At 65.4% G+C, this 24,684-nt stretch carries 15 protein-coding genes; 5 read left to right on the top strand and 10 right to left on the bottom strand.

From position 1 onward, the window contains the following. Positions 1–31: 31 nt before the first annotated feature. The 3 genes from AC07VI_RS17870 to tssF form a co-directional block, all read right to left on the bottom strand. On the bottom strand, positions 32–2,785 hold the full coding sequence (locus AC07VI_RS17870) for a type VI secretion system Vgr family protein (RefSeq protein WP_492993589.1): 2,754 nt from the start codon (positions 2,783–2,785) through the stop codon (positions 32–34). 79 nt (positions 2,786–2,864) lie between these two features. Then, a complete protein-coding gene (gene tssG / locus AC07VI_RS17865) occupies positions 2,865–3,896 on the bottom strand; it encodes a type VI secretion system baseplate subunit TssG (protein ID WP_492993587.1) in 1,032 nt (343 codons plus the stop codon). Next, positions 3,860–5,755, bottom strand: a complete 1,896-nt coding sequence (gene tssF / locus AC07VI_RS17860; protein WP_494808811.1) for a type VI secretion system baseplate subunit TssF — start codon at positions 5,753–5,755, stop codon at positions 3,860–3,862. Before tssF ends, tssG begins: the two co-directional genes overlap by 37 nt. 429 nt (positions 5,756–6,184) lie before the next feature. On the opposite strand from tssF, the gene leuA reads away from it, so the two are divergent. Both leuA and AC07VI_RS17850 read left to right on the top strand, forming a co-directional pair. Continuing rightward, complete coding sequence (leuA, locus tag AC07VI_RS17855; protein ID WP_086148221.1) at positions 6,185–7,891, top strand: 2-isopropylmalate synthase; 1,707 nt, start codon at positions 6,185–6,187, stop codon at positions 7,889–7,891. A 168-nt stretch (positions 7,892–8,059) separates the two neighbouring features. Further along, on the top strand, positions 8,060–9,670 hold the full coding sequence (locus tag AC07VI_RS17850) for a methyl-accepting chemotaxis protein (RefSeq protein ID WP_492993585.1): 1,611 nt from the start codon (positions 8,060–8,062) through the stop codon (positions 9,668–9,670). Positions 9,671–9,675: 5 nt separating this feature from the next. Here AC07VI_RS17850 and egtB read toward each other — a convergent pair whose 3' ends face one another. Together egtB and egtD are read right to left on the bottom strand one after the other, a co-directional pair. Further along, positions 9,676–10,920, bottom strand: coding sequence for an ergothioneine biosynthesis protein EgtB (gene egtB, locus AC07VI_RS17845; RefSeq protein WP_492993583.1), 1,245 nt, complete (start codon positions 10,918–10,920; stop codon positions 9,676–9,678). A 147-nt stretch (positions 10,921–11,067) separates the two neighbouring features. After that, positions 11,068–12,060 carry an L-histidine N(alpha)-methyltransferase gene (egtD, locus tag AC07VI_RS17840; RefSeq protein ID WP_226936458.1) on the bottom strand — a complete coding sequence of 331 codons (993 nt, stop codon included), beginning with the start codon at positions 12,058–12,060 and terminating at the stop codon, positions 11,068–11,070. 313 nt (positions 12,061–12,373) lie between these two features. Between egtD and AC07VI_RS17835 the strand changes: the two genes are divergently transcribed. The 3 genes from AC07VI_RS17835 (at position 12,374) to AC07VI_RS17825 (ending at position 19,314) form a co-directional block, all read left to right on the top strand. Next, positions 12,374–13,066 carry an ABC transporter ATP-binding protein gene (locus tag AC07VI_RS17835; protein WP_086148219.1) on the top strand — a complete coding sequence of 231 codons (693 nt, stop codon included), beginning with the start codon at positions 12,374–12,376 and terminating at the stop codon, positions 13,064–13,066. A gap of 179 nt (positions 13,067–13,245) precedes the next feature. Beyond that, positions 13,246–13,533 carry a hypothetical protein gene (locus AC07VI_RS17830; protein ID WP_034786045.1) on the top strand — a complete coding sequence of 96 codons (288 nt, stop codon included), beginning with the start codon at positions 13,246–13,248 and terminating at the stop codon, positions 13,531–13,533. A 285-nt stretch (positions 13,534–13,818) separates the two neighbouring features. Continuing rightward, complete coding sequence (locus AC07VI_RS17825) at positions 13,819–19,314, top strand: CHAT domain-containing protein (RefSeq protein ID WP_494808810.1); 5,496 nt, start codon at positions 13,819–13,821, stop codon at positions 19,312–19,314. Here AC07VI_RS17825 and AC07VI_RS17820 read toward each other — a convergent pair. From AC07VI_RS17820 to AC07VI_RS17800, 5 genes are all read right to left on the bottom strand, one after another. Then, entirely contained in the window at positions 19,247–20,008 is a 762-nt protein-coding gene (locus tag AC07VI_RS17820) for a GNAT family N-acetyltransferase (RefSeq protein WP_086146342.1), read from the bottom strand. The two genes, AC07VI_RS17825 and AC07VI_RS17820, sit on opposite strands and share 68 nt — an antisense overlap. A 233-nt stretch (positions 20,009–20,241) precedes the next feature. Further along, entirely contained in the window at positions 20,242–21,060 is an 819-nt protein-coding gene (gene fdhD / locus AC07VI_RS17815) for a formate dehydrogenase accessory sulfurtransferase FdhD (RefSeq protein ID WP_492993578.1), read from the bottom strand. A gap of 89 nt (positions 21,061–21,149) precedes the next feature. Beyond that, entirely contained in the window at positions 21,150–21,845 is a 696-nt protein-coding gene (locus AC07VI_RS17810) for a hypothetical protein (RefSeq protein WP_099375707.1), read from the bottom strand. Between the two features lie 94 nt (positions 21,846–21,939). Then, a complete protein-coding gene (locus AC07VI_RS17805; protein ID WP_086146345.1) occupies positions 21,940–23,397 on the bottom strand; it encodes a Ppx/GppA phosphatase family protein in 1,458 nt (485 codons plus the stop codon). Between the two features lie 164 nt (positions 23,398–23,561). Beyond that, positions 23,562–24,644, bottom strand: a complete 1,083-nt coding sequence (locus tag AC07VI_RS17800; protein ID WP_086146346.1) for a calcium:cation antiporter — start codon at positions 24,642–24,644, stop codon at positions 23,562–23,564. Between the last annotated feature and the right edge of the window lie 40 nt (positions 24,645–24,684).

Raw genomic sequence — 24,684 nt, 5'->3', positions numbered from 1 at the left:
CCGTGAATGATGGGCAACGCACTATCCACGCTCAGTCGCGCGGCCTGAAAATACGCACCTTGAGTTTTTCCAGGCTGTCGCCCACGATGGCGGCACCCTTGCCTTCGCTGTCGGCATCGACCACTTGCTGCGAACCATCTTCGCGCTCGACGACGATCTTGACGCCGCCGACGGGACTGCCATCGAGGCCGGAAAGCACCTGCGGCAAGCGGCCCAGGTCGCCCTCGTCAAAGCTGGGCAGTTCAGCCTTGCTGCTGGCCGGGCCATTCCAGTGATGACCGTCGGTCTTGATGGTCAGCGCACCCGGCCCACCCAGTTCCACGTTGCCGCCCGCCAGTTTCAGATAGGCGCCACCGGCCGTCATGAACGTGATTTCATCCTGCGCCATGCCGATCAGACGGGTATTGGCCGTCAATTTCAGGGCCCTGGCGGCGTTCAGCTGCATCTCGTCAAACTGGCTCTGCATGAGAAATTTGCCATGGTGCGCAATCTGGGTGATGCCGCCCTTGTGGGCAAACACGGAAACGCCCTCGCCGGCCTGCATGCTGCAGCGCTGGCCCGCGATCACGTGCACATGCTGCTGCGCCACCGTGTCGGCATTCACGCCGGCGTAGCTGACGATGGTCTTCGGGCTGCTCAGCGCCAGCCCCACAGGCGCCGTCAGGCTGGCCGCAGGCGCCTCGGCACCCGCCACCGCCTCCTTCAAGGCTGCGGCGGGCGCTGCGTCGACCGGCAGCGCCTGGTGCGCGCCAGCGTACTCGCCCAGCGATTTGAACAGGTCCAGGCACTCTTGCATCAACGCCAGATGTTCCTCGGCCGATAACTGCCCGCCTGTCGCGTCGAGCCGCTGCCAGGCAGACAGCAGCAGCGCCTTGCCGCTACGCACGGCGCCGCCGTGATCGCTGCGCAACTCGAATCCGTCGCCACGCTGCCGGCCAGCGCCGCCCGCGCGCGGCTCGACGAGGAATCCCAGGTTGAGCTCGGTGGCGGCGTGATCGCTGGCCAGCTGGGCACTAATTTGCCGGGGCGTATCGTCGAAACGCAGCTGATTGCCGCCCTGGCCGCGCACTTCGCGGCTGCGCATGCCCGCCAGGTAGCGGTTGCCCGGCAGCGCACCGCGCTTGCTGAGCGCCGGCGGCGGCGCCACGGCGTTGAACAATTGTCCCAGTACAATCGGTCGGTCAGGGTCGCCCGCCAAAAATCCGATCAGCACTTCCGAGCCGATGCGCGGCAATGCCAAGGTGCCGCACTGGTGCGCGCTGCCCTGTCCGTCGCCAGCCCAATTGCCGACGACGCGCAGCCAGGCTGTGTCGCGCTCCGTATCCGAGGCACCGGAACCTTGCGCGTGCGCATGGTCTGCCGCGCGGGTGGCAGGGAAACGCACCTTGATGCGCCCCTGTCCGTCGCAATGCACTTCTTCGCCGGCAGGTCCGACGACGATAGCGCTTTGCAGTTGCGGCTGGGGCACATCGCGTTGCGGATCGAAGGCGGGCACCAGCACCACGCTGGAGCGGACGCAACTGAAGCGCATGCGATAACGCGGCGTTTCCTGCCCCGTCTCGCCGTGCAGCCAGGACGTTCCTTGCGCCTGCCAGCCATTGGAGGCGAACAGGCGCGCGAGGCGGGCATCCAGGGTTTGCGGCAGGTTGTTACTGGCATGCACCTCCAATGCCGTGACCAGGAAACGCCGGCCATCCGGCCGGTGCCGGTCGATCTCCGGATGTCCTTCCAGGCTGAACTGCTGGCCGGCGCACAGCGAGCGCACCACGCCCTCGCCATGAAAACACTTGGTTTCCACGTCATGGCGCGCCATCGCCAGCAAACCCAGCTGGCGAAAATCTTCTGCATCGTTGCCCAAGTGCGGCGTCGCCACAAAATAGTCGTCGAGGCTGGTTGCCAGGCTATTGCCGCTGACACCCTGGTCCGCCATCGCGCCCGCATCCGTTTGCATGAACTGGCGGTTGCGCGGCGCAGCATAATCCCAGCTATGGCGCCCCGTGCTGCCTGCCTGCAAAGTGCGTACGGCGCCCCAGGCCGTGATGGTATCGCTCTCTTCAGTGCCATCCGCCCGGTGGTAGCGGATGACCGGCGCCACATTCTCCGGCAGGCGGCTGGCGTCGTCGAACAGCAACAAAACGTGCGAGGGCATGGCGTCGGATACCCCATGTTGTGCGGCGCCAGGCTGGATGACCCAGGAAATGCCGCGCCGCCGCAGCAGGCGCCGGATGAATGCGGCATCGGATTCATTGTGCTGCATGGTCAACTCGCGCGCCGGAAAGTGACGGCCGGCCAGGGCCTGATCGATTTTGCAAGCGAACGTGGCACCGATGATGCTGTTGCCCAGCCGCCATTCGGCAATCAGCAGTTCGACGATCTCCAGCTCCGTCTTGGCACGAAAAACCCGCGTATTGCGGCGCTTTTCCATCAAGGTCAGCGCATCGTGCAGCACCAGCCGGTAAGTGGCGAGGCCGCCATCGCTCAGTCCGGCCGATGCCTGCGCGACGATGCCGCACACGCTGCGCAATTGCCCCGTATCGGTGACAATCTGCAACTCGGCCGGCACACCGATGAACTGCTTGAGCGGCAAATGCGCGTCAAGCGAGACGCAACCTATGCTGTACTCGAGGCCAGCACAAATGGCTTCGCGGCCATCTACCCGCTGCGGCAACAGCACATCGTCGTTGATTCCGTCCGCATACGCCAGCCGCAGGCGCAACGGCCGGTTGCTGGAGTTCAATTCCTTGTCCGCCAGCATGAATTGCATGAATTCGTCCGCGCTCTCCATTCCATCTCCCTCAATGCCGATACGCCTCGCTCCCAGCTCATCAGTATTCATGCATTTGCCGACGGCCAATTGCGGCACATCAAGCGGCGCCGGGAAACCGGAGGTCATAGTGCATGGCGTCGCAATCGCTGCTTGCCTCTCCCGCCAGCAGACGCGCTGCCTGCCCCAGGCAAGCAGCCCCTTGCCCAATCCTGTCCGTCAGGCTGCTGCCGTGCACATCCGCAGTGCGCAGGATCAGACGGATTTCGTATTGCATGGAAGGCATGCCAAACAGGCTCAACATGCTTTTTAAGGCCAGCGCGCCTGAATTTCCAGGAAGAAAATCGTCAAACTGCGCCCGCGTCAGAGGACCCAGGTAAAGGCGCAAGCGCAAGTCCCGGCGCCGGCAGCGCTCACCCAGCATGGCACCCTGCCCCAGACTCACATTGCCAAGGTTGAGCAGGGAATGCTCATTGCCTGGGCGCACGTGCCAGGTACTGACGAAGGACTCGATGCGCAAGGGCACGCCGAAATAATCAGCCAGCACGTCGACCATCAAGGCGGCGCTGACGGGCCGCTGCCGCAGTGCCGCCGCGTAGTAAGCCAGCGCTTCCGGCGGCAGCGCGCCAGCACTTGCCAGGCGCGACGGCCAGGCGCCAGCCAGCGCCAGCTGCAACGACAGGAAGCCGGGGCGGCCGCTTGCGTCGGCCTGACACTCGATCCGGCTGCCGGCCCAGGCCTGATACAACAGCACGGGGGCGCGTTGCGACAAGGCATCGAGAAAGGCTCGCGCGCCGGCATCGCCCGTGGCCCGTTCCTGGCGAATCAGGCGTTCCGTATAGTGCAGGGGCAAGGTGCCATTCACGCCCAGCAAGCCCATGAAACTGGGCCGCAGGTGCAGGCGGCCATGCTCGCCGTCATGCCACACTGCCTCTATTTCACAGGCAGGAAAGGCCAGCGCAACGCTCTGATGGAAACGCAATCCATCGTGCAATGCGGAATCGGCGCACGCTCCCTGCCGGCATAGCCAGCGTTCGAGCAGGCGCACGGCCTGAAAGAAACCGAAACGGTATGGCGCCTGGGACAGCAGCGCGATTACGCCAGTGCTTGCTGGCCATTGCGGGCCTGGCATCGCAGCAGCTCCTTCCCACTTTTGTGCGAAATCAAGAACAAACGGCAATAGCTGTTGACATGCACATACATGCCCAGCACATGGTCGATCACTTGCGCAAAGACATGCAGGCCACTGCCGACGTAGGCCTCTTCATCCACCGTCAGCAAGACATCGATGCCAAACACCAGCACGCCGCCACTGGCGTCGGGCATCCAGGTGCTGCTGGCGCGCTGCGTCAAGGCCTTGATGCCTTGAATTTGCCGTTGTGACATCAAGGAAGCGGGCAAATCATGCAGTGTCAGCATTTCCTGAAACAGCGCGACACCATCGGCCAGCAAAGATTGATGATTCAACGACAACAATGCCAGCAAACGGGCTTGCGCAGGCAAGTCGGTCTTGAAGCGATACGCCGGACTGGGCTGGCGCAACAGGCGCACCGGCAGCGCGCCGGCAGCGCCCTCGTGCCGCAGATCGCCGCCGGGCGCGCCGAATGGCAATGCGCTCGGCAAATCGCGATTGCTGCACGTCAGGTCGACCGATACCGTCGCCAGGCCGTCATAGGTATCGTCCTCGTCGCTGTCGACAAACGCCAGGCTGCTTTCGTAACCGGGATGGCTGAGCGCCCGCGCTTCATCGCGCCGCGCCACCCAGTAACGACGCTTCGCTCCGCCAGCCTGCCCATGGTGCATGGCATAAAACGGCTGGCAGTGCGTCACCGTGCCGGCATGGGCGCCATGCCGCACCAGGCGCACGGCATCGACACTATGGATGTCGTACGCGTGCGCATATTTATGTTCGGCGAGCAACGGATATTCGCTGTGCATGTGCGTCAGCCTGATCGGCGCTGCCGCTTGCTGGAACAGATTAATCACCGGCGTGCAGGCAAGCAACAAATTACTTGCCGATACAGAACGCAGCAGGCGTGCGCCAGCGCTGCTGACGGGCATGTCCCGCAGGCCGACATACAGCGTCCAATGCCGGCATCCAGGCGGCAAAAGCGGTGTGATCAAGCCAAGGTCGATATCGAAGAACTGGAATTTGTCAGGGAAGGCAAAGTATTCGGTCAACAGGCAATAGGCACGATGGGAACCCGGCTTGCGCGGCAACAGCGCTTCCTCCGGCAAAAACCCGACGGCGCGCAGCGGCACTTGCGCCAGCGGCAACTGCGCGCCTCCGGCTTCGATCCAGGCGTACGCGGCGTGCAGAAACAGGGCATCGCGCAAGGTGGCCGTCAGCGATGGCGTGCCGTCGATGAAGACGCGCACGCCAGGCAAGGCCAGTTGCTCCAGCGTGCCTGTGGCCGACGTGGACACGATATCGATGGCAATCGCGGTCGATATCTCGGACGGCAGATTAATCGCCGCAGTCACGTCAAGAATGGAAACGAAACGCGCGCCAGCGAGGCTGAGCGGCGCCAGCACCACATCATAGGCGGTGCGAAACTTGCAGACGACACCCTGATATGGCGGTGCATGCATCAAGGTTCCGCGCGGTAGCGTGTCGATGCCGTCACGGGCCTGGCCAAGCGCACCACTGGCATCCACATGGGCAATCGAACACGCTGGAAACGGCCTCAGGTAGTGTGGAAAATTCACTTCCAGCATGGACTCGGTGAAAACATGACGCGCATCATCGATCTTCTTGGCCGTACGGGCATTGCACAGCGCATATGCCTCGATCAGGCGCTCGATATGCGGATCGTGGCAGTTGCTGCCCACGATACCCAGTGCGGCAGCGACACCAGGATAGCGGACGGCAAATTCCTGCTGGTGCGTACGCAACATGCCCAGTTCCAGTTCATAGTATTTCAGCAAAGATTCCATGCAGCCGACTCCCATGCAGGACGGGCGACACATGTCGCCAGACGGAATCCGCATTATTCAACAATGATAGAAAAGTAAGTTGCGCAAGAACAATAAGTCGACCCGCGGCATGGCAGCAGCAGCGTTCCCGGCTGAAATCTGCTTGACAGCCGCGCCCCACTTCCCTTACATTGGATGCATGTCCTCCTTCAAACATTCCTCCCCTTCCCTGCTGTCGCTATCGCGACTACACCTAGCACGCGCATAAGTTTGCCGCATTGCTTCGCCTGGCCACACGCCGGCGTGTTTCAAAAACCCTGGAAGGTTTGACGATGTTTGCACCATCCCCATACGTACACATAATCCCCGCTGCGACCGCCCCTGCCGGCATCGCGGCCGCCCTGCTACCGCTACCGATCGCTTGCCTGGCCTAGTGTTGCGTGGCCGCCCGGCAAGCTTGCGCCACAACCGTTGATTTCCCCCTATCTTCAGGAGTACCCGATCATGATGTTGCAAAACCCAGCTTCCAAATACCGCGCCTTTCCTCCCGTCAAATTGACCGACCGTCAATGGCCGAACCAGATCATCAGCAAGCCGCCCATCTGGATGAGCACCGATTTGCGCGACGGCAATCAGTCCCTGATCGAGCCGATGAGCGCGGAAAAGAAGCTGCGGTTCTTCGACATGCTGATCGCCATCGGCCTGAAGGAAATCGAAGTGGGTTTCCCATCGGCATCGCAGACGGATTTCGACTTCGTGCGCAAACTCGTCGATGAAGGCCGCATCCCGGACGACGTCACCATCATCGTGCTGACCCAGTCGCGCGAAGAATTGATACGCCGCACGGTGGAGTCCGTCGTCGGCGCCAAGCGCGCCATCGTCCACCTGTACAACTCCGTGGCGCCCGTGTTCCGCAAGGTCGTGTTCGGCATGTCGCGCGAAGAAATCACGCAGATCGCCACCACCGGCACCACCCTGGTCAAACAGCTGGTGGCCCAGCATCCGGAAACGGAATGGGGCTTCGAATACACGCCGGAATCGTTCTCCACCACGGAACTCGATTTCTCCAAGCATATCTGCGACGCCGTCAGCGCCATCTGGAAGCCGACGCCGGCCAACAAGATGATCATCAACCTGCCATCGACCGTGGAATGCAGCACGCCGAACGTGTATGCGGACCAGATCGAATGGATGTCGCGCAAGCTGGCGCGCCGCGATTCCATCATCATCAGCGTGCACCCGCATAATGACCGCGGCACGGCCGTCGCCTCGGCCGAGCTGGCCGTGATGGCGGGTGCCGACCGCGTCGAAGGTTGCTTGTTCGGCAATGGTGAGCGCACCGGCAACGTCGACCTCGTCACTTTGGCGATGAATTTGTACACGCAGGGCGTGCATCCGGGCCTCGATTTCTCCGACATCGACACCGTGCGCAAATGCGTGGAAGAGTGCAACCAGCTGCCCGTCCACCCGCGCCACCCGTATGCGGGCGACCTGGTGTTCACGGCCTTCTCCGGCTCGCACCAGGATGCCATCAAAAAAGGTTTCGCCAAGCAACAACCGGACAGCATCTGGGAAGTGCCCTACCTGCCGATCGACCCGGCCGACCTGGGCCGCAGCTACGACGCCGTGATCCGCGTCAACAGCCAGTCCGGCAAGGGCGGCATGGCATACCTGCTGGAGCAGGAATACGGCCTGGTCTTGCCGCGCCGCCTGCAGATCGAATTCTCGCGCGCCGTGCAAGCCGTGGCCGACGCCACGGGCCGCGAAATCGCCGCCCAGGATATCCATGAAATCTTCCAGCGCGAGTACCTGGAGCAGACGGCGCCCTACGCCTACGCCTCGCACCGCATGGTGGAAGACACGAGCAGCGATGAATCCGTGCAGATCGACATCAGCCTGTCGCACCGCCACACGCCGCTGGCCCTGCAGGGCGGCGGCAACGGCCCCATCGACGCCTTCGTCAATGCGCTCGGTCTCGACATCAAGCTGATGGATTACCATGAGCACGCGATCGGTTCCGGCGCCAACGCGCAGGCGGCCTGCTACGTCGAATTGCGCCTCGACAACGGTCCGACCCTGTTCGGCGCCGCCATCGACAGCAATATCGTCACCGCCTCGTTCAAGGCCGTGCTGTCGGCCGTGAACCGCCGCATCGGGCAGACGGAAGCCGAAAAAACAACAGCGGCCGACGTGGCGGCCAGCGCCGCCTAAAAACGGCTTTCCCTCTCACACGGGGAAAAAAAGCGGTATGGCTTGATCGCCGTGCCGCTTTTTCATTTCCGTAGGGCAATTGTTGCTGCAAAAGAAGTATCACGCGCCGTATAATCGACTCATAATAAGACCACCGGGGACAGACTATTAGCTACCGAGGGAATGAGTATGAAATTGACGGACATGAAGATAGGCGCGCGCCTGGGTGCGGGCTTTGGCGTGGTGCTGCTGCTGATGGCTGTGCTGGTCGGCACGGGCCTGTTCAGGCTGGACAAGATCGGCGCGCTCAGCGACGCCATTATCGAACGCGACTGGGCCAAGGCGGATGCCATCGCCACCATCCGCAGCACCACGCGCTCGAACGCGGCGCTGGTGCTGGAACTGTTCATCCATGAAGATCCGGCCCGCGCCAGCGCCATCCACGGGGAAATCGACGCCAACAAGGCCACCATCACCGAGGCGCTGGTCATCCTCGACCGCCTGATCGTGTTGCCTGAGCCCAAGGAACTGCTGGCCACCCTGAAACAGCAGCGCAAGGCTTATGTGGTCTCGTTCAGCCAGGCCGACAAGCTGCTGGTGGCCGGCCAGCGCGCGGAAGCGGCCAGACACGTGCGCGACGACACCCTGCCCGCCCTGAACCAGCTGCAAAATACGGTCAATCGCCTGAACGAACTGCAGCGCCAGGTGGTCGTGCATGGCGGCCAGAAAATCCACGAGAATATCTCCACGGCAAATGTGCTGATGGCCAGCCTGGGCACGGTCGCCTTGCTGCTGGGCATACTCTTTGCATGGCGGGTCACGCGCTCGATCACCACGCCCGTCGCCTATGCGCTTGGCGTGGCGCAAGCCGTGGCGGCGGGCGACTTGAGCAGCAAGATCGTGGCCGAGGGCAACGATGAAATGGCCCAGCTGCTGCGCGCGCTGCACGACATGAACCGCAACCTGGCCACCCTGGTAGGCCAGGTGCGCGGCGGCACGGGCACGATAGCCGTGGCGTCGAGCCAGATTGCCAGCGGCAATGCCGACCTGTCGGCCCGCACGGAGGCGCAGGCCAGCGCGCTGGAAGAAACGGCTTCGTCGATGATCGAGCTGACCGGCACCGTGCGCAGCAATAGCGACAATGCGCGCCAGGCCGACAGTCTGGCCCGCTCGGCATCCGCCATCGCCCAGCGCGGCGGCACGGCCATGGCCCAGGTGATCGACACCATGGACGCCATCAACGCCTCCTCGCGCAAGATCGTCGACATCATCGCCGTCATCGACGGCATCGCCTTCCAGACGAATATCCTGGCCCTGAACGCGGCCGTGGAAGCGGCCAGGGCTGGCGAGCAGGGACGCGGCTTCGCCGTCGTGGCCTCGGAAGTGCGCAACCTGGCGCAACGCTCGGCGGCGGCGGCGAAGGAAATCAAGGAACTGATTGCCGACTCCGTCAGCCGTGTCGGCCAGGGCGCGCAGCTGGTCAGCCAGGCCGGCAGCACGATGGAGGAAGTGGTGACCAGCGTGGGCCGGGTCAGCGCCATCGTCGGCGAAATCAGCGTCGCCAACCACGAGCAGAGCGAAGGCATCGAACAGATCAACGCGGCCATCATGCAGATGGACCAGACGACGCAGCAGAACGCGGCCCTGGTCGAGCAGGCCGCCGCCGCGGCAGCCGCCATGCATGAACAGGCGGGCGAACTGGAAGCGCTGGTCAGCCAGTTCAAGCTGGAGCAGCCGGCGCCTGCCGCCGGCAAGGCGCCGGCCCGCCCCGCCGCGCCCGCCGTCCAGCGCTTGCAGTAAGGCCGCTATTCCACCTGGCGCGCCAGGCGGATGCCCGCAAACTGCCAGCGCGCGCTTGCCGGAAAGAAATTACGGTAGCTGGCGCGCGCATGGCCGGCCGGCGTGACGCACGAAGAGCCGCGCAGCACATACTGGTTCAGCATGAACTTGCCGTTGTACTCACCCAGCGCGCCCGGCGCCGTGCGGTAGCCCGGGTAGGGCGCGTAGCTGCTGCTGGTCCACTGCCAGCAGTGGCCGAACATTTGCCGCAATCCCCCGCCCGGCGTGACGGCCGCCGGGTGCAGCCGGCCCACCGCCACCTCCACGCCCTGCGCGGCCAGCTCCCACTCCCCTTCCGTCGGCAGACGGGCGCCGGCCCAGTGCGCATAGGCGTCGGCCTCGAACAGCGACAGGTGCGTGGCCGGCAAGCCCGGGTCAAGCGGCTGCAGGCCGGACAAGGTAAATTCCAGCCAGTGTCCCGCATCATCGCGCTGCCAGTACAGCGGACAGTGCAGCTGCTGGCTGCGCACCCAGTCCCAGCCTTCGGCCAGCCACAGATGGGCCGTGCGGTAGCCGCCCGCCTCGATGAAGGCGAGAAATTCGCCGTTCGTCACGAGGGCGCTGGCCAGCTGGAACGGCGCCACGTACTGCGGGTGGCGCGGCAATTCATTGTCGAAGCAAAAACCATCGCCCGCGTGGCCGATCTGCGCCAGGCCGCCGTCGAAGGCGAGCCAGGCCGCAGTTGCTGCCTGTTGTTGCCCTGGCGCAAACCTGCCGTCCGGCGCATTGTCCAGATAAGCGGGAAACAGTGCGCTCTGCGCCAGCAAGTGTTTGACATCCGTCAGCAGCAGCTCCTGGTGCTGCTGCTCGTGTTCCAGGCCCAGCGCCAGCAGCATGCTCAGCCGTTCACGCGCCTCAGGCGCCAGTTCGCCGGCCAGCAGGCGGGCGATGCGCGCATCGACATCCGTACGGTAGGCGCGCACCTGCGCCATGCCAGGCCGCGTCAGCAAGCCCCGCTGGGCCCGCGGGTGCTTCTCGCCCACGCCGTTGTAGTACGAGTTGAACAGCACGCGGAAGGCGGGGTGGAACGGCGCGAACGCCGTTTCCATGCTTTCCAGAATAAACGTTTCGAAAAACCAGGTGGTATGCGCGAGATGCCATTTGACGGGGCTGGCGTCCGGCATCGACTGCGCGCCGCAATCCTCGTCGGACAGGGGTGCGGCCAGCCGCAGCGAGTGCTGGCGCACGGTATGGTAATGATCGATCAGCATGGTAGTTTTTTTGTGTTGGCATCTTGAACGCCTGACAAAACCGTAGCAAGCGGCAGTGATTGGTGGCTAGGAAGCGCAACCGTACTTTAGTACGGTGAGCATCGCAGGCCGCAAAGCGCGACGCGCAGCAGGTTTGGTCAGGCGTTGTTAGTCTCGGATCACTCTGGCGTACATGACGGCAAACCACTGCTGCGGGTCCGTCCAGACTTGCACCGTGGAAAACCCCGCCTGCTCCAGCAAGCCGACAAAGGTCGCCCGCGTATATTTATGGCTGTCTTCCGTATGGATGCGTTCGCCTTTCGCGAAGCGGCGCTGGCCGCCTTTCCAGTGGACAACTTGGTCGCTGCGCGCTTCCAGGTGCATTTCGACGCGGTTCTCGTCAGCATTAAAAAACCCGTGGTGCCGCCACGCGCGCACGTCGAAATCGGCGCCGATCAAACCGTTCACATGGCGCAGCATGTTCAGGTTGAAGGCGGCCGTGACGCCCAGCGCATCGTCGTAGGCGGCATCGAGGATGGCGTCATCCTTGATCAGGTCAACGCCGATCAGCAGGCCGCCGTCACCGTCGGAATTGGCGCGCAGGCGGCGCAGGAAGGCGATGGCTTGCTCCGGCGCAAAATTGCCGATCGACGAGCCGGGATAGAAGAACAGGCGGCGCGCGGCGCGCACGCTGGCCGGCAAATCGAGGCGGCTGGAGAAATCCAGGCCCAGGCCCGTCATCTCGATATGCGGAAAGCGCTGCTGCAGGCGGCTCAGTGATTCACTGAGGAAATCATAGGAAATATCCACGGCCACATATTGCGCCGGATGCAGCAGGGGAAACAGGCTGGCCGCCTTGGCGCAATTGCCCGCGCCCAGGTCGATCAGGGTGCTGCCCGGCCCCACCGCGTGCGCGATATCGGCGCCGTGGCGGGCAAAGATGGCCGCCTCCGTGCGCGTCGGATAATACTCGGGCAAGGCGCAGATGGCCTCGAACAGTTTCGAGCCCAGCGCGTCGTACAGGTACTTGGGCGAAGTCCAGGCGTCGCGCGTCAGCAGGCCGGCGCTGATCTCGGCTATCGTGGCTGGAGTGGCGCTGGCCGCTTTTATGTTGCTAGCGGGATACAAATCGGACAGGTGCTGCGCGGGTGGCGTGGTCATGGGCTGGCGTCGTCAATGTTAGGTTCACGAAGGGCTTGCACGGGCAGCCACCGGGCGCGCCGCCCCAGCCGCAGCGGTCTGCGGGCGCCTTTGCCGATGACTTTTTTCCATCATAGCGGAATCCGCGCAAGCCAGCCGTGCGCCAGGTAACTTAAGGTCAAACGCGCGGCGTGCACACAAAATTGGTATTGCCAAGCAAAAAGCATAAGCCTGTCGTATACTCCACATTGCCGGCCAAACAATCCGCGCGCCATTGCAGTTCCCAGGCCCCCCTCTCCCCCGCGTGCCTCCCTTTACGATAGTCGTTAACACCATGCTCGAATTGCGCCATCTGTCGAAGTCCTATGCCAATGCCCGGCCCGTCCTGGCGAACCTTTCCTGCCGCTTCCGGGCGGGAGAATTCATCGCCATCATGGGCGACTCGGGCGTGGGCAAATCGACCCTGCTGAACCTGATCGCCGGCCTCGATACCCCCGATGCGGGCGCCGAAGCGCACCCTATCCTGGTGGACGGCATTGCCATGTCCAGCCTCGATGACGCCGCCGCGACCCGGCTGCGTCGTGCCCGCATGGGCTTTATTTTCCAGGCCTTCCACGTCTTGCCGCACCTGACCCTGCTGCAAAACGTGGCCCTGCCGCTGCTGCTCAACGGCCTGCCCCAGGAGCGTGCCGCCGGCATGCTCGAGGCGGTCGGACTGGGCGGACGCGGCGGCGACTTTCCGCAGCAGCTGTCCGGCGGCGAAATGCAGCGCGTGGCGATCGCCCGCGCGCTCGTGCACAAGCCGGCGCTGGTGCTGGCCGATGAGCCGACCGGCAACCTCGACCCGGACACGGCGCACAGCATCCTGCAATTGCTGCGCGCCGAAATCAAGGCCAACGGCAGTTGCGCCATCATGGTCACGCACTCGCTGGCCGCCGCCGAAATGGCGGACAGGACCATGATACTAACGAAGAGCGGATTACAAAATACAACAATCGTCAACCGAATTGATCAAACAATCAGTTAATTTAACTGACCATCTGTCACAAGTTTTGTTATCGTAGTATTATTGAAAACACTTGCCTGGTTATCAATGTTTAACGCGAATGTTGTCACGTCACCCAGACAGCAGTACTGCGATGACGAACTATAGCCGGGGCCGCATAAGTGTGGTCTCGTCCCTTGCATAACCTGAAGGAGGAGTAAATGAACGTTCGGCAAAAGAAGCTGGAAATGATTGAAGCGATGAACCGGGCGCGCGCGCTCGAACCATCGAGTTTTGTGCCCAACAAGCTGCTCGATACCCTGATCGAGAAGATGAATCTTAAAAATGATGCGGAACTGTGCCGTGTACTCGAGGTCCAGCCCCCCATCATCAGCAAGATTCGGCACGGCAAATTGTCGGTCGGTGCAACGATTTTATTGCGCATGCATGAAAAATCGGATATCACCATCCGCGAACTGAAGGAACTATCGGCCACCCCGGTACATTGAAACATCTTGCTGCAGTATTGCCATGCCAGGCACCCAGGTCCCCGGCGCCATGAACTTTTGCCATAAAATTCGCGCAGTTCGCTCACCGCAGAGCACCCGAGCCTGATAGCGAAGAGACCCAGCCCAAACCTTGCTGTCCGTTTCTGCCGCCACCCGCTCCAGCCCCCTTCCGTTCGCCTTGCCACGCCCCTCGCCCGACAGAATTCCCGCCCTCGCTTGATCTGACGCAACACGCACTCCCGTCTCCCGTATCAAGGTCAGCTTTTAGGCCACCGTCCCGACAGCATGCCCAGCGACCTGCCCGCGCCGCCCGAGCTGCGCCTGACGCTCACGCGCGATCCCCTTGCCCGTGCCGGCGACGGCCCCGTCGCGCCCGGCTGGGACAGCGCAAGCTACGTGCTGTCCGGCGCGCGCGGCGCCGGCAGCAGCCGTGTCTCGCTCGACATCGGCCCTGCCGACGTGGTGGAGCTGCTGCTGTGCGACGGCAGCTCGCTGCTGGCCAGCAGCGCCGACCTGCCGCGCTACCTGGGCGCCGCCACGCCGTCGCGCGACCGTGCGCCGGCCGCCATCGACGTGGGGCTGGCCCTGCGGCCGCACGCCGTGCGCGCGCCGCCCGGCGCCAGCCGCGACGGCCTGGGCGCCTGGATGCTGCGGGCCCTGCGCGTCTACCGCGCCGGCGCCGGCGCCATGACGGCGCTGGCGGCGGCCGGCGCCTTCCAGGACCGCCAGCTCGAGCAGCGCCTGGGCCTGTACCGCTGCGGTATCGAAGGGGCCATGACCCAGGTCGCCAGCCTGCCCGCCGGGCCGGAACCCGTGCTGCTGCTGTTGCACGGCACGGCGGCGTCCACCCAGCGCAGCTTTGGCGGCCTGTGGCGCAACGGCCTGGCGCCGCAGCTGGCGGCACAGTATGGCAACCGCATCTACGGCTACGAACACCGCAGCCTCAGCGAAAGCCCGATCCAGAACGCGCTGGCCCTCGTGCGCCAGTTGCCGCACGGCGCCGTGCTGCACCTGCTGGCCCATTCGCGCGGCGGCCTCGTGGGCGAACTGCTGGCGCGCGCGCAGCGCATCGACAGCCGCGGCGCCGTCGACCTGGCCAGCGACGGCCTGGGCCGCCTGAGCGAGAACACGGTGGGCGGCGAAGCGTTCAACAACCACGATATCGAACACTTCACGGCGCAGTCGCAGCTGTGCGGGCGCGCCGGCTACGCCGACGATGCGGCGCGCCTGCGCGAACTGAGCGTGGAACTGAAGGCGCGTGCCATCCGCGTCGCCCGCTTCGTGCGCGTGGCCTGTCCCGCGCGCGGCACCACCCTGATGTCGGGCCGCCTGGACCGCTGGGCCAGCGTGATGTTCAACCTGCTGCTGCACGGCGCCGACCCGGGCGCGGCGCCGGCCGAGGCGCCCGATGGCGCGGCGGCCTTCCTGCTGGCCGTGGTGCGTCAGCGCTGCGACGCGCGCATCCTGCCCGGCCTGGAAGCGATGATGCCCGACTCGCCGCTGGTAGCCCTGCTCAACGCGCCCGACGTGCGCGTGGCCAGCCCCCTGCACGTGCTGGCCGGCGCCTGCAGCGGCGAAAGCCTGCTGGGCTGGCTGGGCGACTGCCTCGGCGAGATTTTCTACGGCGGCCAGAACGACCTGGTGGTCAATTGCGCCGCGATGGCGGGCGGCGCCGTGCGCAGCACGCCCGTGCGGCAACTGCTGCTGCGCGGGCCGCAGGTGCACCACCTGAACTACTTCGAGCGCGCCCCTTCCGGCACGGCCGCGCTGCAGGCGCTGGCCGGCGACGACGCGGCCTACGAGCCGCTGGCCGGCATGGAGCACGGCATGCTGGCGCGCGGCGGCGAAGTGCCGAAACGGCGCGCGCAGGCGCCCATCGTGCTGCTGCTGCCCGACATCATGGGCAGCCACCTGCAGGTGGGCAGCAACCGCATCTGGTTCGACCCCGTCAACCTGGTCGAGGGACGTATCGAGCGCCTGGCCGTGGGCCAGCCGCACATCGTCAGCGCCGGCTGGCTCGAATCCTGCTATGAGCCGTTCGCCCGGTTTCTCGCGCAAAGCCAGGAAGTGCGCCCCTTTACGTATGACTGGCGCCTCTCGCTGCAGGACACCTGCGCCGCCTTCCTGCCCGTGCTCGACGACGCCATGCGCGATGCCGAACAGCGCGGCCAGCCGCTGCGCATCGTCGCCCACGGCATGGGCGGGCTGGCGGCGCGCCTGGCCCTGAAAGACCGCTGGCAGCGCTTTGGCGCCATTCCAGGCAGCCGCCTGCTGCAGGTGGGCACGCCCAACCGGGGCACGCAGGCCATGGTGCAGGTGCTGCTGGGACGCGATCCGCTGGTGCGGATGCTGGCCAGCTGGATAGGCTGGAAGCACACGCGGCGCCAGTTCCTCGGCTTCGTGCGCGACTTTCCCGGCGTGCTGGAAATGCTGCCGTGGCCCGCCGCCCGCGCTGCGCCGGGCGGCATCGATTATTTTGACCCGGACGCCTGGACCCGGCTGGCCGACGGCGACCGGCAGTCCGGCCTGCCCGGCGGCTGGCATGCGCCGGCGGCGGCGGCCCTGCAGGCGGCGCGCGCCACCGTGGCATTGCTGGACGCCGCGCCGCCCGACGCGCGCCACTGCAGCTACCTGGCCGGCTGCGCCGACACCCCCGTCGCGCTGCGCCTGCGCGACGGCGGCATCGACGTGGCCTGGTCGGCGGAAGGCGACGGCCGCACGGCATGGGACGGCGCCGTTCCGGACGGCGTGCGCGCCTGGTACCTGCCGGCTGCGCACGGCGACCTGCTGCTGCAAAAGGCGCTGTATCCAGCCATCGCGCAGCTGCTCGACAGCGGCAACAGCGCCCAGCTGGCCAGGCATCCGCCGCATCCGCCGGGCGGCGTGCCGCCGCGCTTCCGCCCCCAGCCCGCCGACGTGCCGCCGCTGTATCCGCAGCCGCAGGAACTGCTCGACGCGGCCGTCGGCGCGGCGCGCCCCGCCCTGGCGCCGGAAAGCCCGCCGGCGGGCCTGGGCATTTCCGTCATCCACGGCAGCATGGCTTCGGCCGACGCTCCCGTCATGAGCGGCTGCTATGCCTACGAATCGCTGCGCGGCAGCATGAGCTTTCTGGACCGCCTGCTGGCGGGCCGGCTGCAGGAAATCCATGCGCTGGGACGCTTCCCGCAACGCCCCGATGCGGCGCTGGTGGTGCTGCAGCCGGACGCGGCGCGCCGGCCCGGCGGCGCCATCGTCATCGGCCTGGGCGCGCTGGGCGAACTGACGCCGGGCGAACTGGCGCGCGCATTCGCCGGCGGCCTGCTCGAATACGCGTGCGTCTGCATGCAGGTGCGCGCCGCCGGTCATGTCGCCACGCCGCCGATGGGCGAACACGGCTTGCGCGTGGCCAGCCTGCTGTCCGGTTCCGGCTATGGCGGCTTGAGCATCGCCCTGTGCGCGCGCGCCCTGATCGACGGCGCGCGCAGCGCCAACCGGCGCCTGGAAGACGCGGGCATGGCCTGCCGCATCGGCCATATCGCCATCTATGAACAGTCCGAGGCGCGCGCCATCGCCGCCGCCATGGCCATCGAACAGATCATGGCCGAGGCGCGCTACCAGGGCAGCTTCACGTTCGAGCGGCGCATCCGCCACAGCCCCGGCGGCTACCGTCGCATCCTGCCCAGCCTGAGCGGCGACAACGGCTGGCGCCGCGTGCAGATCGTCGCCGCCGACCTGTCCGGCGCCCTGCGCTTCACGCTGTTGACGGACCGCGCCCACAACAGCGTCGACGAAGAGCCGAACCAGCGCCAGGCCGTCGATGGCCTGATCATGGACGCCACCGACAACACCACCGACCAGCCGGGCCTGTCGCGCGCGCTGTACGAACTGATGCTGCCCAATGGCCTGAAGGCGGCCATTCCCGAGATGCGCGGGCTGATCCTGGCCGTCGACCAGAGCGCCGCCATCTACCCGTGGGAACTCATGCGCGACGAGGCAGGCAGCGAGGAAAGCCCGCTGTCGACGCGCATCGGCATGGTGCGCCAGCTGGCCAGCCTGCGCGAACAGCCGCCCGCCACCAGCCCGCCCAGCAACAGCGTGCTGGTGATCGGCGACACGGATTCAGGCCTGCCCGAGCTGCCCGGCGCGCAAGCCGAGGCGCAGGACGTGACGCGCATGTTCGGCGCGTACGGCTACCAGGTGCGCGAGCTGCTGCGCCCGCAGGCGCAGCGCGTGCTGGTGCACCTGTTCGACGAACGTTATTTCGCCATCCACCTGGCCGGTCACGGCGAGGTGGCCGGCCCCGGCATCGCGCATACGGGCCTGGTGCTGGGACCAAAGACGCGGCTGACGGCGGCGCAGGTGAGCAAGCTCAAACGCGTGCCGCAATTCGTCTTCATCAATTGCTGCCACCTGGGCGACATGCGCCCGGACGCCATCGCGCCATGGTCCAAGCTGGCCGCCAGCCTGGCCACGGCCTTCATTGAAATGGGCGCGCAGGCGGTGATCGCGGCCGGCTGGCGCATCGACGACCAGGCGGCCAGCATTTTCGCGCACAGCTTCTATCACGCCATGCTGAGCGGCGAATTCTTCGGCGACGCCGTGCGCCTGGCGCGCGAGGCGGCCTACCTGCACTTCCCCACCTCGAATACCTGGGGCGCCTACCAGGCGTACGGTGATGACCACTACCATTTTCCGAATACGCAAAGCCGGCCATGGCAGGCCCCCGCCTACCACTACCACGGCCACCTGCTGGCCGACCTGGAAACCCTGCACGCGCGCCTGGCGGGCGCCGATGCGGCGCGCCGCGCGGCCATCGAGGAAAAGCTGGGCAGCATCGAGGAAGCCGTGCGCGCGCGCTTTTTCGGTTGCGCCGACATCCGCGAAAACATGGCCGCCACGCGCGCCGGCCTCGGCGGGCTAGACAATACCCTGCGCGCCATCGAACACTATCGGGCGGCGCACAGCGCGGCGGACGGCAGGGTGTCCCTGCGCGCGCTGGCGCACTGGGCTGAGCTGGAGATACGCCAGGGCGCGGCCCTGTGCGGCCTCGATGCGGGCGCCGGCATCGAGGTGCCGGCCGTGCCCGATACGGCGCTGGGCCGGCAATTGATGCACGACGGTAAACAGCATATCGACCTGCTGATCGCACTGGCGCCGACGGCGCAGCGCCTGGCCCTGCTGGGCCGCTACTGGGCCTTGCAGGCGCGCCTGGCCTGCAGCGAAGGGCAATCCGGCGCGCCGGCACTGCGCGCCATGACGGACGCCTGCCTGGCCGCGCTGGAGGAAGCACGGCGGCGCAGCGGCGCAGCCGACTGCCACCTGATTTTTCAGGTACTGGCGGGCGCGCTGCTGCTCAAGGCCCATGGCGACGACAGCGCCTGGCAGGCGCTGCACCCGCAGCTGGGGGACTTGCTGCACGACGCCGTTGCCTATGCGCGCCAGCGCCACGCGGACGAACACCGCGCCATCGACGCCGGCGCCCCCGTGCGCGCCGCCCTGCTGGCAGCCCTGTGGCAGGTGCCAGACGGCCAGCCCTTCGACGCGCCGGCGCGCGCCGCCTTCCTGGCGCTGTACCGCGACGCCGTGCTGCGCCACGGCAGCATCGGCGAACCCGAAGCGATCACCGTGCCCCTGCGCTTCCTGCTCGACCTGCTGCCGCCGGACGGCGCGGAAACCGGCTTGCGCAGCGCCGCGCAGGCGCTGGCCAGCCAGCTGCAGGCGTCACTGCAGGGTATCAGCCAGGCACCACTCCGTAATGGCGCGCATAACGCTCGTCCAGATTCGCCAGAGGCATCATCATGAACATGTCGGCGCTTTCAAAATCGGGGTCCCAGGCCGGTTCGCCGCAAATCCACGCGCCCGAACGCAGATAGCCCTTGATCAGCGGCGGCACCTGCGGCTTGTGCGCCGCTTCCACCTGGTGGATGGGGAAAGGCAGGTGCGGCGTGACGCGGTACTCGCTTGGGGCCATGTGCTTCTCGGCCAGCGCCTGGTAGACGGCGACGGCATTGTGGCCGCCATCGGCCAGGCTGATGCTGGCGCAGCCCACCAGGTAGTCGCAGCGTTCGCGGCGCATGTATTCGGCCAGCCCGGACCACAGCAGCATGATCACGCTGCCGCCCCGGTACTTGGGATGGATGCAGGCGCGGCCCGCTTCGACCATGCGTCCGCGCAGATTGTTCAGGCGGCTCAGGTCGAACTCGTTTTCCGAATACAGGCGGCCAATCTTGGCGGCCTTGGCCGCGCTCAGCACGCGGTAAGTTCCCACCACTTTCAGGGTGTCGGCGTCGCGCACGATCAGATGATCGCAGTGCTCGTCGAATTCATCGCTGTCGAGGCCATCGGCATTGGCCAACGACGTCAGGCCCATGGTCTCGATAAACACCTTGTAGCGCAGACGCTGTACTTCGCGCAATTCCGCAGCTGTAGTGGCCTGGCTCAGCACCAGTTGGACCGGCCGGGACTTTGCTTCGTTTGACGCAATTAGGTTTTGCATGGTTTCATCCCCTGTGATCAAGACGACTCCAGCGTACTTGCCTAATATGTCAGGAAAATGACAGCCGAATGTCATTTCCATGACGCAAGTCAATACCATGGCAGGATCGTGCAGAATTACCACACTCCCCTTCCAATCTGGCCGGCACCGCCATGGCGCGCTTTGCCGATGCCGGCATGGCGGACCTGACCGGCGCATGGGCCGGCGGCGTGGCGCGCGGCGGCGCAGTGAACTTAGAGCGTGATGCCGGGCGTGTAATCGACCCAGGCATCCTGGCGGCAGAAGCCCACCAGCTTCATGCCCGCCTGCACGGCGATGGAAATGGCCAGCGAACTGGGGGCGGAAATCGTCGCCAGCAGGGGAATCCGCATGCGCGCAGCCTTGCGCGCCAGCTCGTAGCTGCCGCGGCTGGACAGGAAAACAAACCCGCGCCGCATGTCGGCATCTTGCAGCGCGAGATGGCCGATCAGCTTATCGAGTCCGTTATGCCGGCCGATATCCTCGCACACCCGCACGATGTCTCCGTCCGGCGTGCACCAGGCAGCCGCATGCACGCCGCCCGTTTCCCGCATCAGCGCCTGGTGTTCGCGCAAACCGCTGGCGGCGCGCGCCAGCGCAGCCGGCAGGTCGACCCGGATCAGGGACGGCGGCAGCGCTTCCGGATGCAGGTCGAGCATATCGATGCTGTCGATGCCGCACACGCCGCAGCCGCTGCGGCCCGTGAGCGCGCGGCGGCGGTCCTTCAGGCGCACGAAATCTTCCTGCGCGATGGTCAGCGCCACTTCGGCGGAATCGGGGCGCAGCAACACTTCGCAGTCGAAAATGGCGGCAGCCGATGCCACCACGCCTTCCGTCAGCGCGAAGCCGTACGCGAACGCTTCGAGGTCGCGCGGCGTAGCCATCATGACGACGTGGGAAATGCCGTTGAAGACCAGCGCGACGGGGATTTCCTCGGCGATGTGGTCGATGGCGGCAGTGGAATCGCCCGCGCGGTGGCGGACAATGGCGCGCTCGACGAAGCCGGCGCGTTCGATCTCTGTTTCTTCTGACATGGCAACCATGGGGAACTAGTACAGCCCCCATGGTAAACCAGAATGGGCAAGCAGGCGGCAGTCCACGCGGGACCGCCCTGCCGTCAACCTCAATCCTTCTTCGGACGGCCCGTTTTCAGCTGCGGCAGGCCGGCCAGCACGTTTTGCAGGGTCGCCAGGTCGATCTGGCTGATCAGCGCCACGCCGATGCGCAGCAATTCGCTTTTCTTGATCTCGAAACCGGCTTTCAGGCAGGCCTTCTTGACCTGGCCCAGGACTTCATACTCGGCTTCCGGCATGGTGAAGCTGTCGCGCACCAGCTTCGGCTTGCGGGCTTTTTCCTTGACGGCGGCGACCTTGGCGGCCGGCGCTTTTTTCACGGCGGCCGGCTTGGCGGCGGCTTTGGCCACCGGTTTGGCCGCAGCTTTCGCGACCGGCTTGGAGGCCGCCTTGGCAACTGGCTTGACGGCCGCCTTGGCGACTGGCTTGACAGCGGCCGGCGCGGCTGGCTTGACGGCGGCTTTCGCGACTGGCTTGGCAGCCACGGCCTTGGCCGCCGGCTTGGCGGCCGGCGCCTTGGCTACGGCAGGCTTGGCTACGGCAGGCTTGGCGGCAACAGGCTTCGCTGCGGCGGCTTTGGCCGCCACTGGCTTGGCGGCGGCCTTTGCCACCGGCTTGGCGGCAGGCTTGGCGGCAGGTTTGCTGGCAGGCGCGGCCTTGGCTGCGGCCGCATTGATCGAAGCGCTCGTAGGGAACATCGATACGGGCGCGCTGTCGGCTTTTTTGGCAGGTACGGTTTTGGTCATGGATTTTCCAATCTAACAAATAATATAAACAATATATACTGTTTTTAAAAACCTTGCTTGCTGTATATCAAACTTCAGCAATCTTGCCGTCCTCTCACGCGCTGGCGCGTATCGTGAAGTCGACCCCGACCTCATCCCAGAATTCCTGTTCCTTTTCGATCCAGAACGACACGGTGGGATGGTGCGCCACCCAGCCGCGCTTGATATCGAGTTCGATGCGGCTCTTCATGCGCAGGCGCAGTTCGCTGAAATCGGCCTCGATGCGCGCATGCATGAGCAAAATCGACAAACGCAGCGCCAGCACGGCCTTGGCGAAATCGGGATCGGACAGTACCTCGCCGATCTTGCGCAGATTGCCCTTCTGCGCCAGGATCAGGCGGCTCATGGTCTTCTGTTCGCGCGTCGTAAAACCGGGCAAATCCGCATTTTCCACGATGTAGGCCGCATGCTTGTGGTAGCCCGTCTGCGACACGGCCAGGCCCACCTCGTGCAGCAGGCTGCTCCAGCGCAGGCATTTCACCAGGGCTTCGGACGTGGGCTTGAGCTGGGCGTACATGGCCAGCGCCTGCTCGGCCACCCGGCCCGCCCGCTGCTGGTCGATATGGAATTTCTCCATGCAGCCCTGCACCGACTGTTCGCGGCGGTCACGCTTGGTCGAGCGCAGATACAGGTCCCACATCACGCCCATGCGCAAGCCCGCCTCGATCGGCGTCATGGCGGGAATCGCCAGTTCACGGAACAGGCCGATCAGGATGGCCAGGCCGCCGACGATGGTGCTGGCGCGGTCGGGCCGCAGGCCCGGCATGTCGATGCGGCTGGTGTGACCGAGTTCGATGAAGCGCCGCGCCAGCGCATCGAGACTGGCGCTGGTGAGCAAGCCGTCGCCAAGCTTGTTGCGGGCGATGATGTCGGCGATCGTGCGGATGGTGCCGGAAGAACCGTAGGCGGTCTTCCAGTGCTGCGGATGGTACGGCGGCGCGGCATCCTCGAAATGGCTGCGCGCCGACAGGATGGCCGCCTCGAACGACGGGGCGTCGATGCGCCCGCCGATAAAAAAGGACAGGCTTTGCTTGACCGTGCCCAGGCTGAACGACTCCACGCGCTCGATATCCTGGCCGCGCCCCAGTATCAGCTCCGTCGAGCCGCCGCCGATATCCATCACCAGGCGGCGCTCGCCGGGAATGGCCAGTGAATTGGCCACGCCCATGTAAATCAGGCGCCCCTCTTCCTCGCCCGAGATGATCTCGATCGGGTAGCCGATGGCTTGCTCGGCCAGCGGCAGGAAAACGGCGCCGTTGCGCGCCACGCGCATGGCCGATGTGGCCACCACGCGCACGGCTTCCAGCTCGAAACCGGCGAGGGTGGCGCGAAAGCGCTGCAAACAGGCCAGCGCGCCCTGCATGGCCGCCTCGGTCAAGTCGCCATTGGCATCCAGGCCGGCGGCCAGGCGTATCGGGTCGCGCACGCTCTTGACCACGCGGATCGTGTCGCCATCATGCGTGCCGACGTGTAAACGAAAACTGTTGGACCCCAGGTCCACCGCTGCATACATACTGGCCTCTTGTCTTGTCATTGCTGCACCAACCGAAAAAAGTTGGCAAAATCAGTTGCTAAACTATATAAATCATTTAGACGATTTAAAAATCCTACCACACTACTCTCATCGTATGACAGCGGCGTGACAGGATTGTGACAAAACGGCAGTCGTGCGGCGGCTTACGGCACGATGGTCGTGAACAAATACACGGCAAAAATCACCAGGTGGACCGTCCCCTGCATGACCGTGGTGCGGCCCGTGCCCAGCGACAGGGTGGCCACCATCAGCGACAATAGCAGCAGCACTGTCGACTTGATATCGAGTCCCAGCGTGATCGTCAGGCCCGTGGCCAGCGACACCACCACCACGGCGGGTATCGTCAGGCCGATGCTGGCCAGCGCGGACCCCAGCGCCAGGTTCAAGCTCGTTTGCAGGCGGTTGGCGCGGGCCGCGCGCACGGCGGCCAGGCCTTCGGGCAGCAGCACGATGGCGGCGATGACGATGCCGACCAGGGTCTTTGGCGCACCCATGGCGGCAATCGCCGTTTCCAGCGCCGGCGCCAGCGACTTGGCCAGCAGCACCACGGCGCCCAGGCAGACCAGCAGCGCGCCGGCGCTGACCCAGGCGACGGTAGGCGTGGGCGGCGCCGCATGCACCTCTTCGTCGCCCACGGCTTCCTTGGGCAGGAAGTAATCGCGGTGGCGCACCGTCTGCACCAGCACGAAAGTGCCATACAGGACCAGCGAGATGACGGCGATGAAGATCAACTGGCTCGAGTTGTAGTACGGCCCGGCGGCGCTCGAAGTGTAGTTCGGCAGCACCAGCGTCAGGATGGCGATGGCCGCCAGCGTGGCCAGCGACGCGCTCACGCCCAGCAGGCCGAAGGTCTGCTCGCGGTGGCGCCCGGCGCCAAGCAGCAGGCAGATGCCGACGATGCCATTGAGGATGATCATGATGGCGGCAAACACCGTGTCGCGCGCCAGCCCCGTCGTTTCCGGTCCGCCGGCCAGCATCAGCGAGACGATCAGCGCCACCTCGATCAGGGTCACGGCCAGCGCCAGCACCAGGGTGCCGTACGGTTCGCCGATGCGGTGCGCCACCACTTCCGCGTGGTAGACGGCGGCCAGCACGCTGCCGATCAGGCCGGCCACCAGCAGGATCTGATAGAAGCCGCCGACATTGAAGGTGGAACCGAACAGGAACAGCCAGCCGGCAAGCGGGGCGGCAAGCGGCCATACAGGCAGGGATTTGAGCATTTTCATTATGGGCCTGGCAAGAGTAAAAAAGGGGAACTGCGGTGCG

This window comes from Janthinobacterium sp. GW821-FHT03A03 (assembly GCF_059421435.1).
Note: the sequence above shows the minus strand (reverse complement) of the source record. Positions and strands in the feature narration are given on the sequence as shown.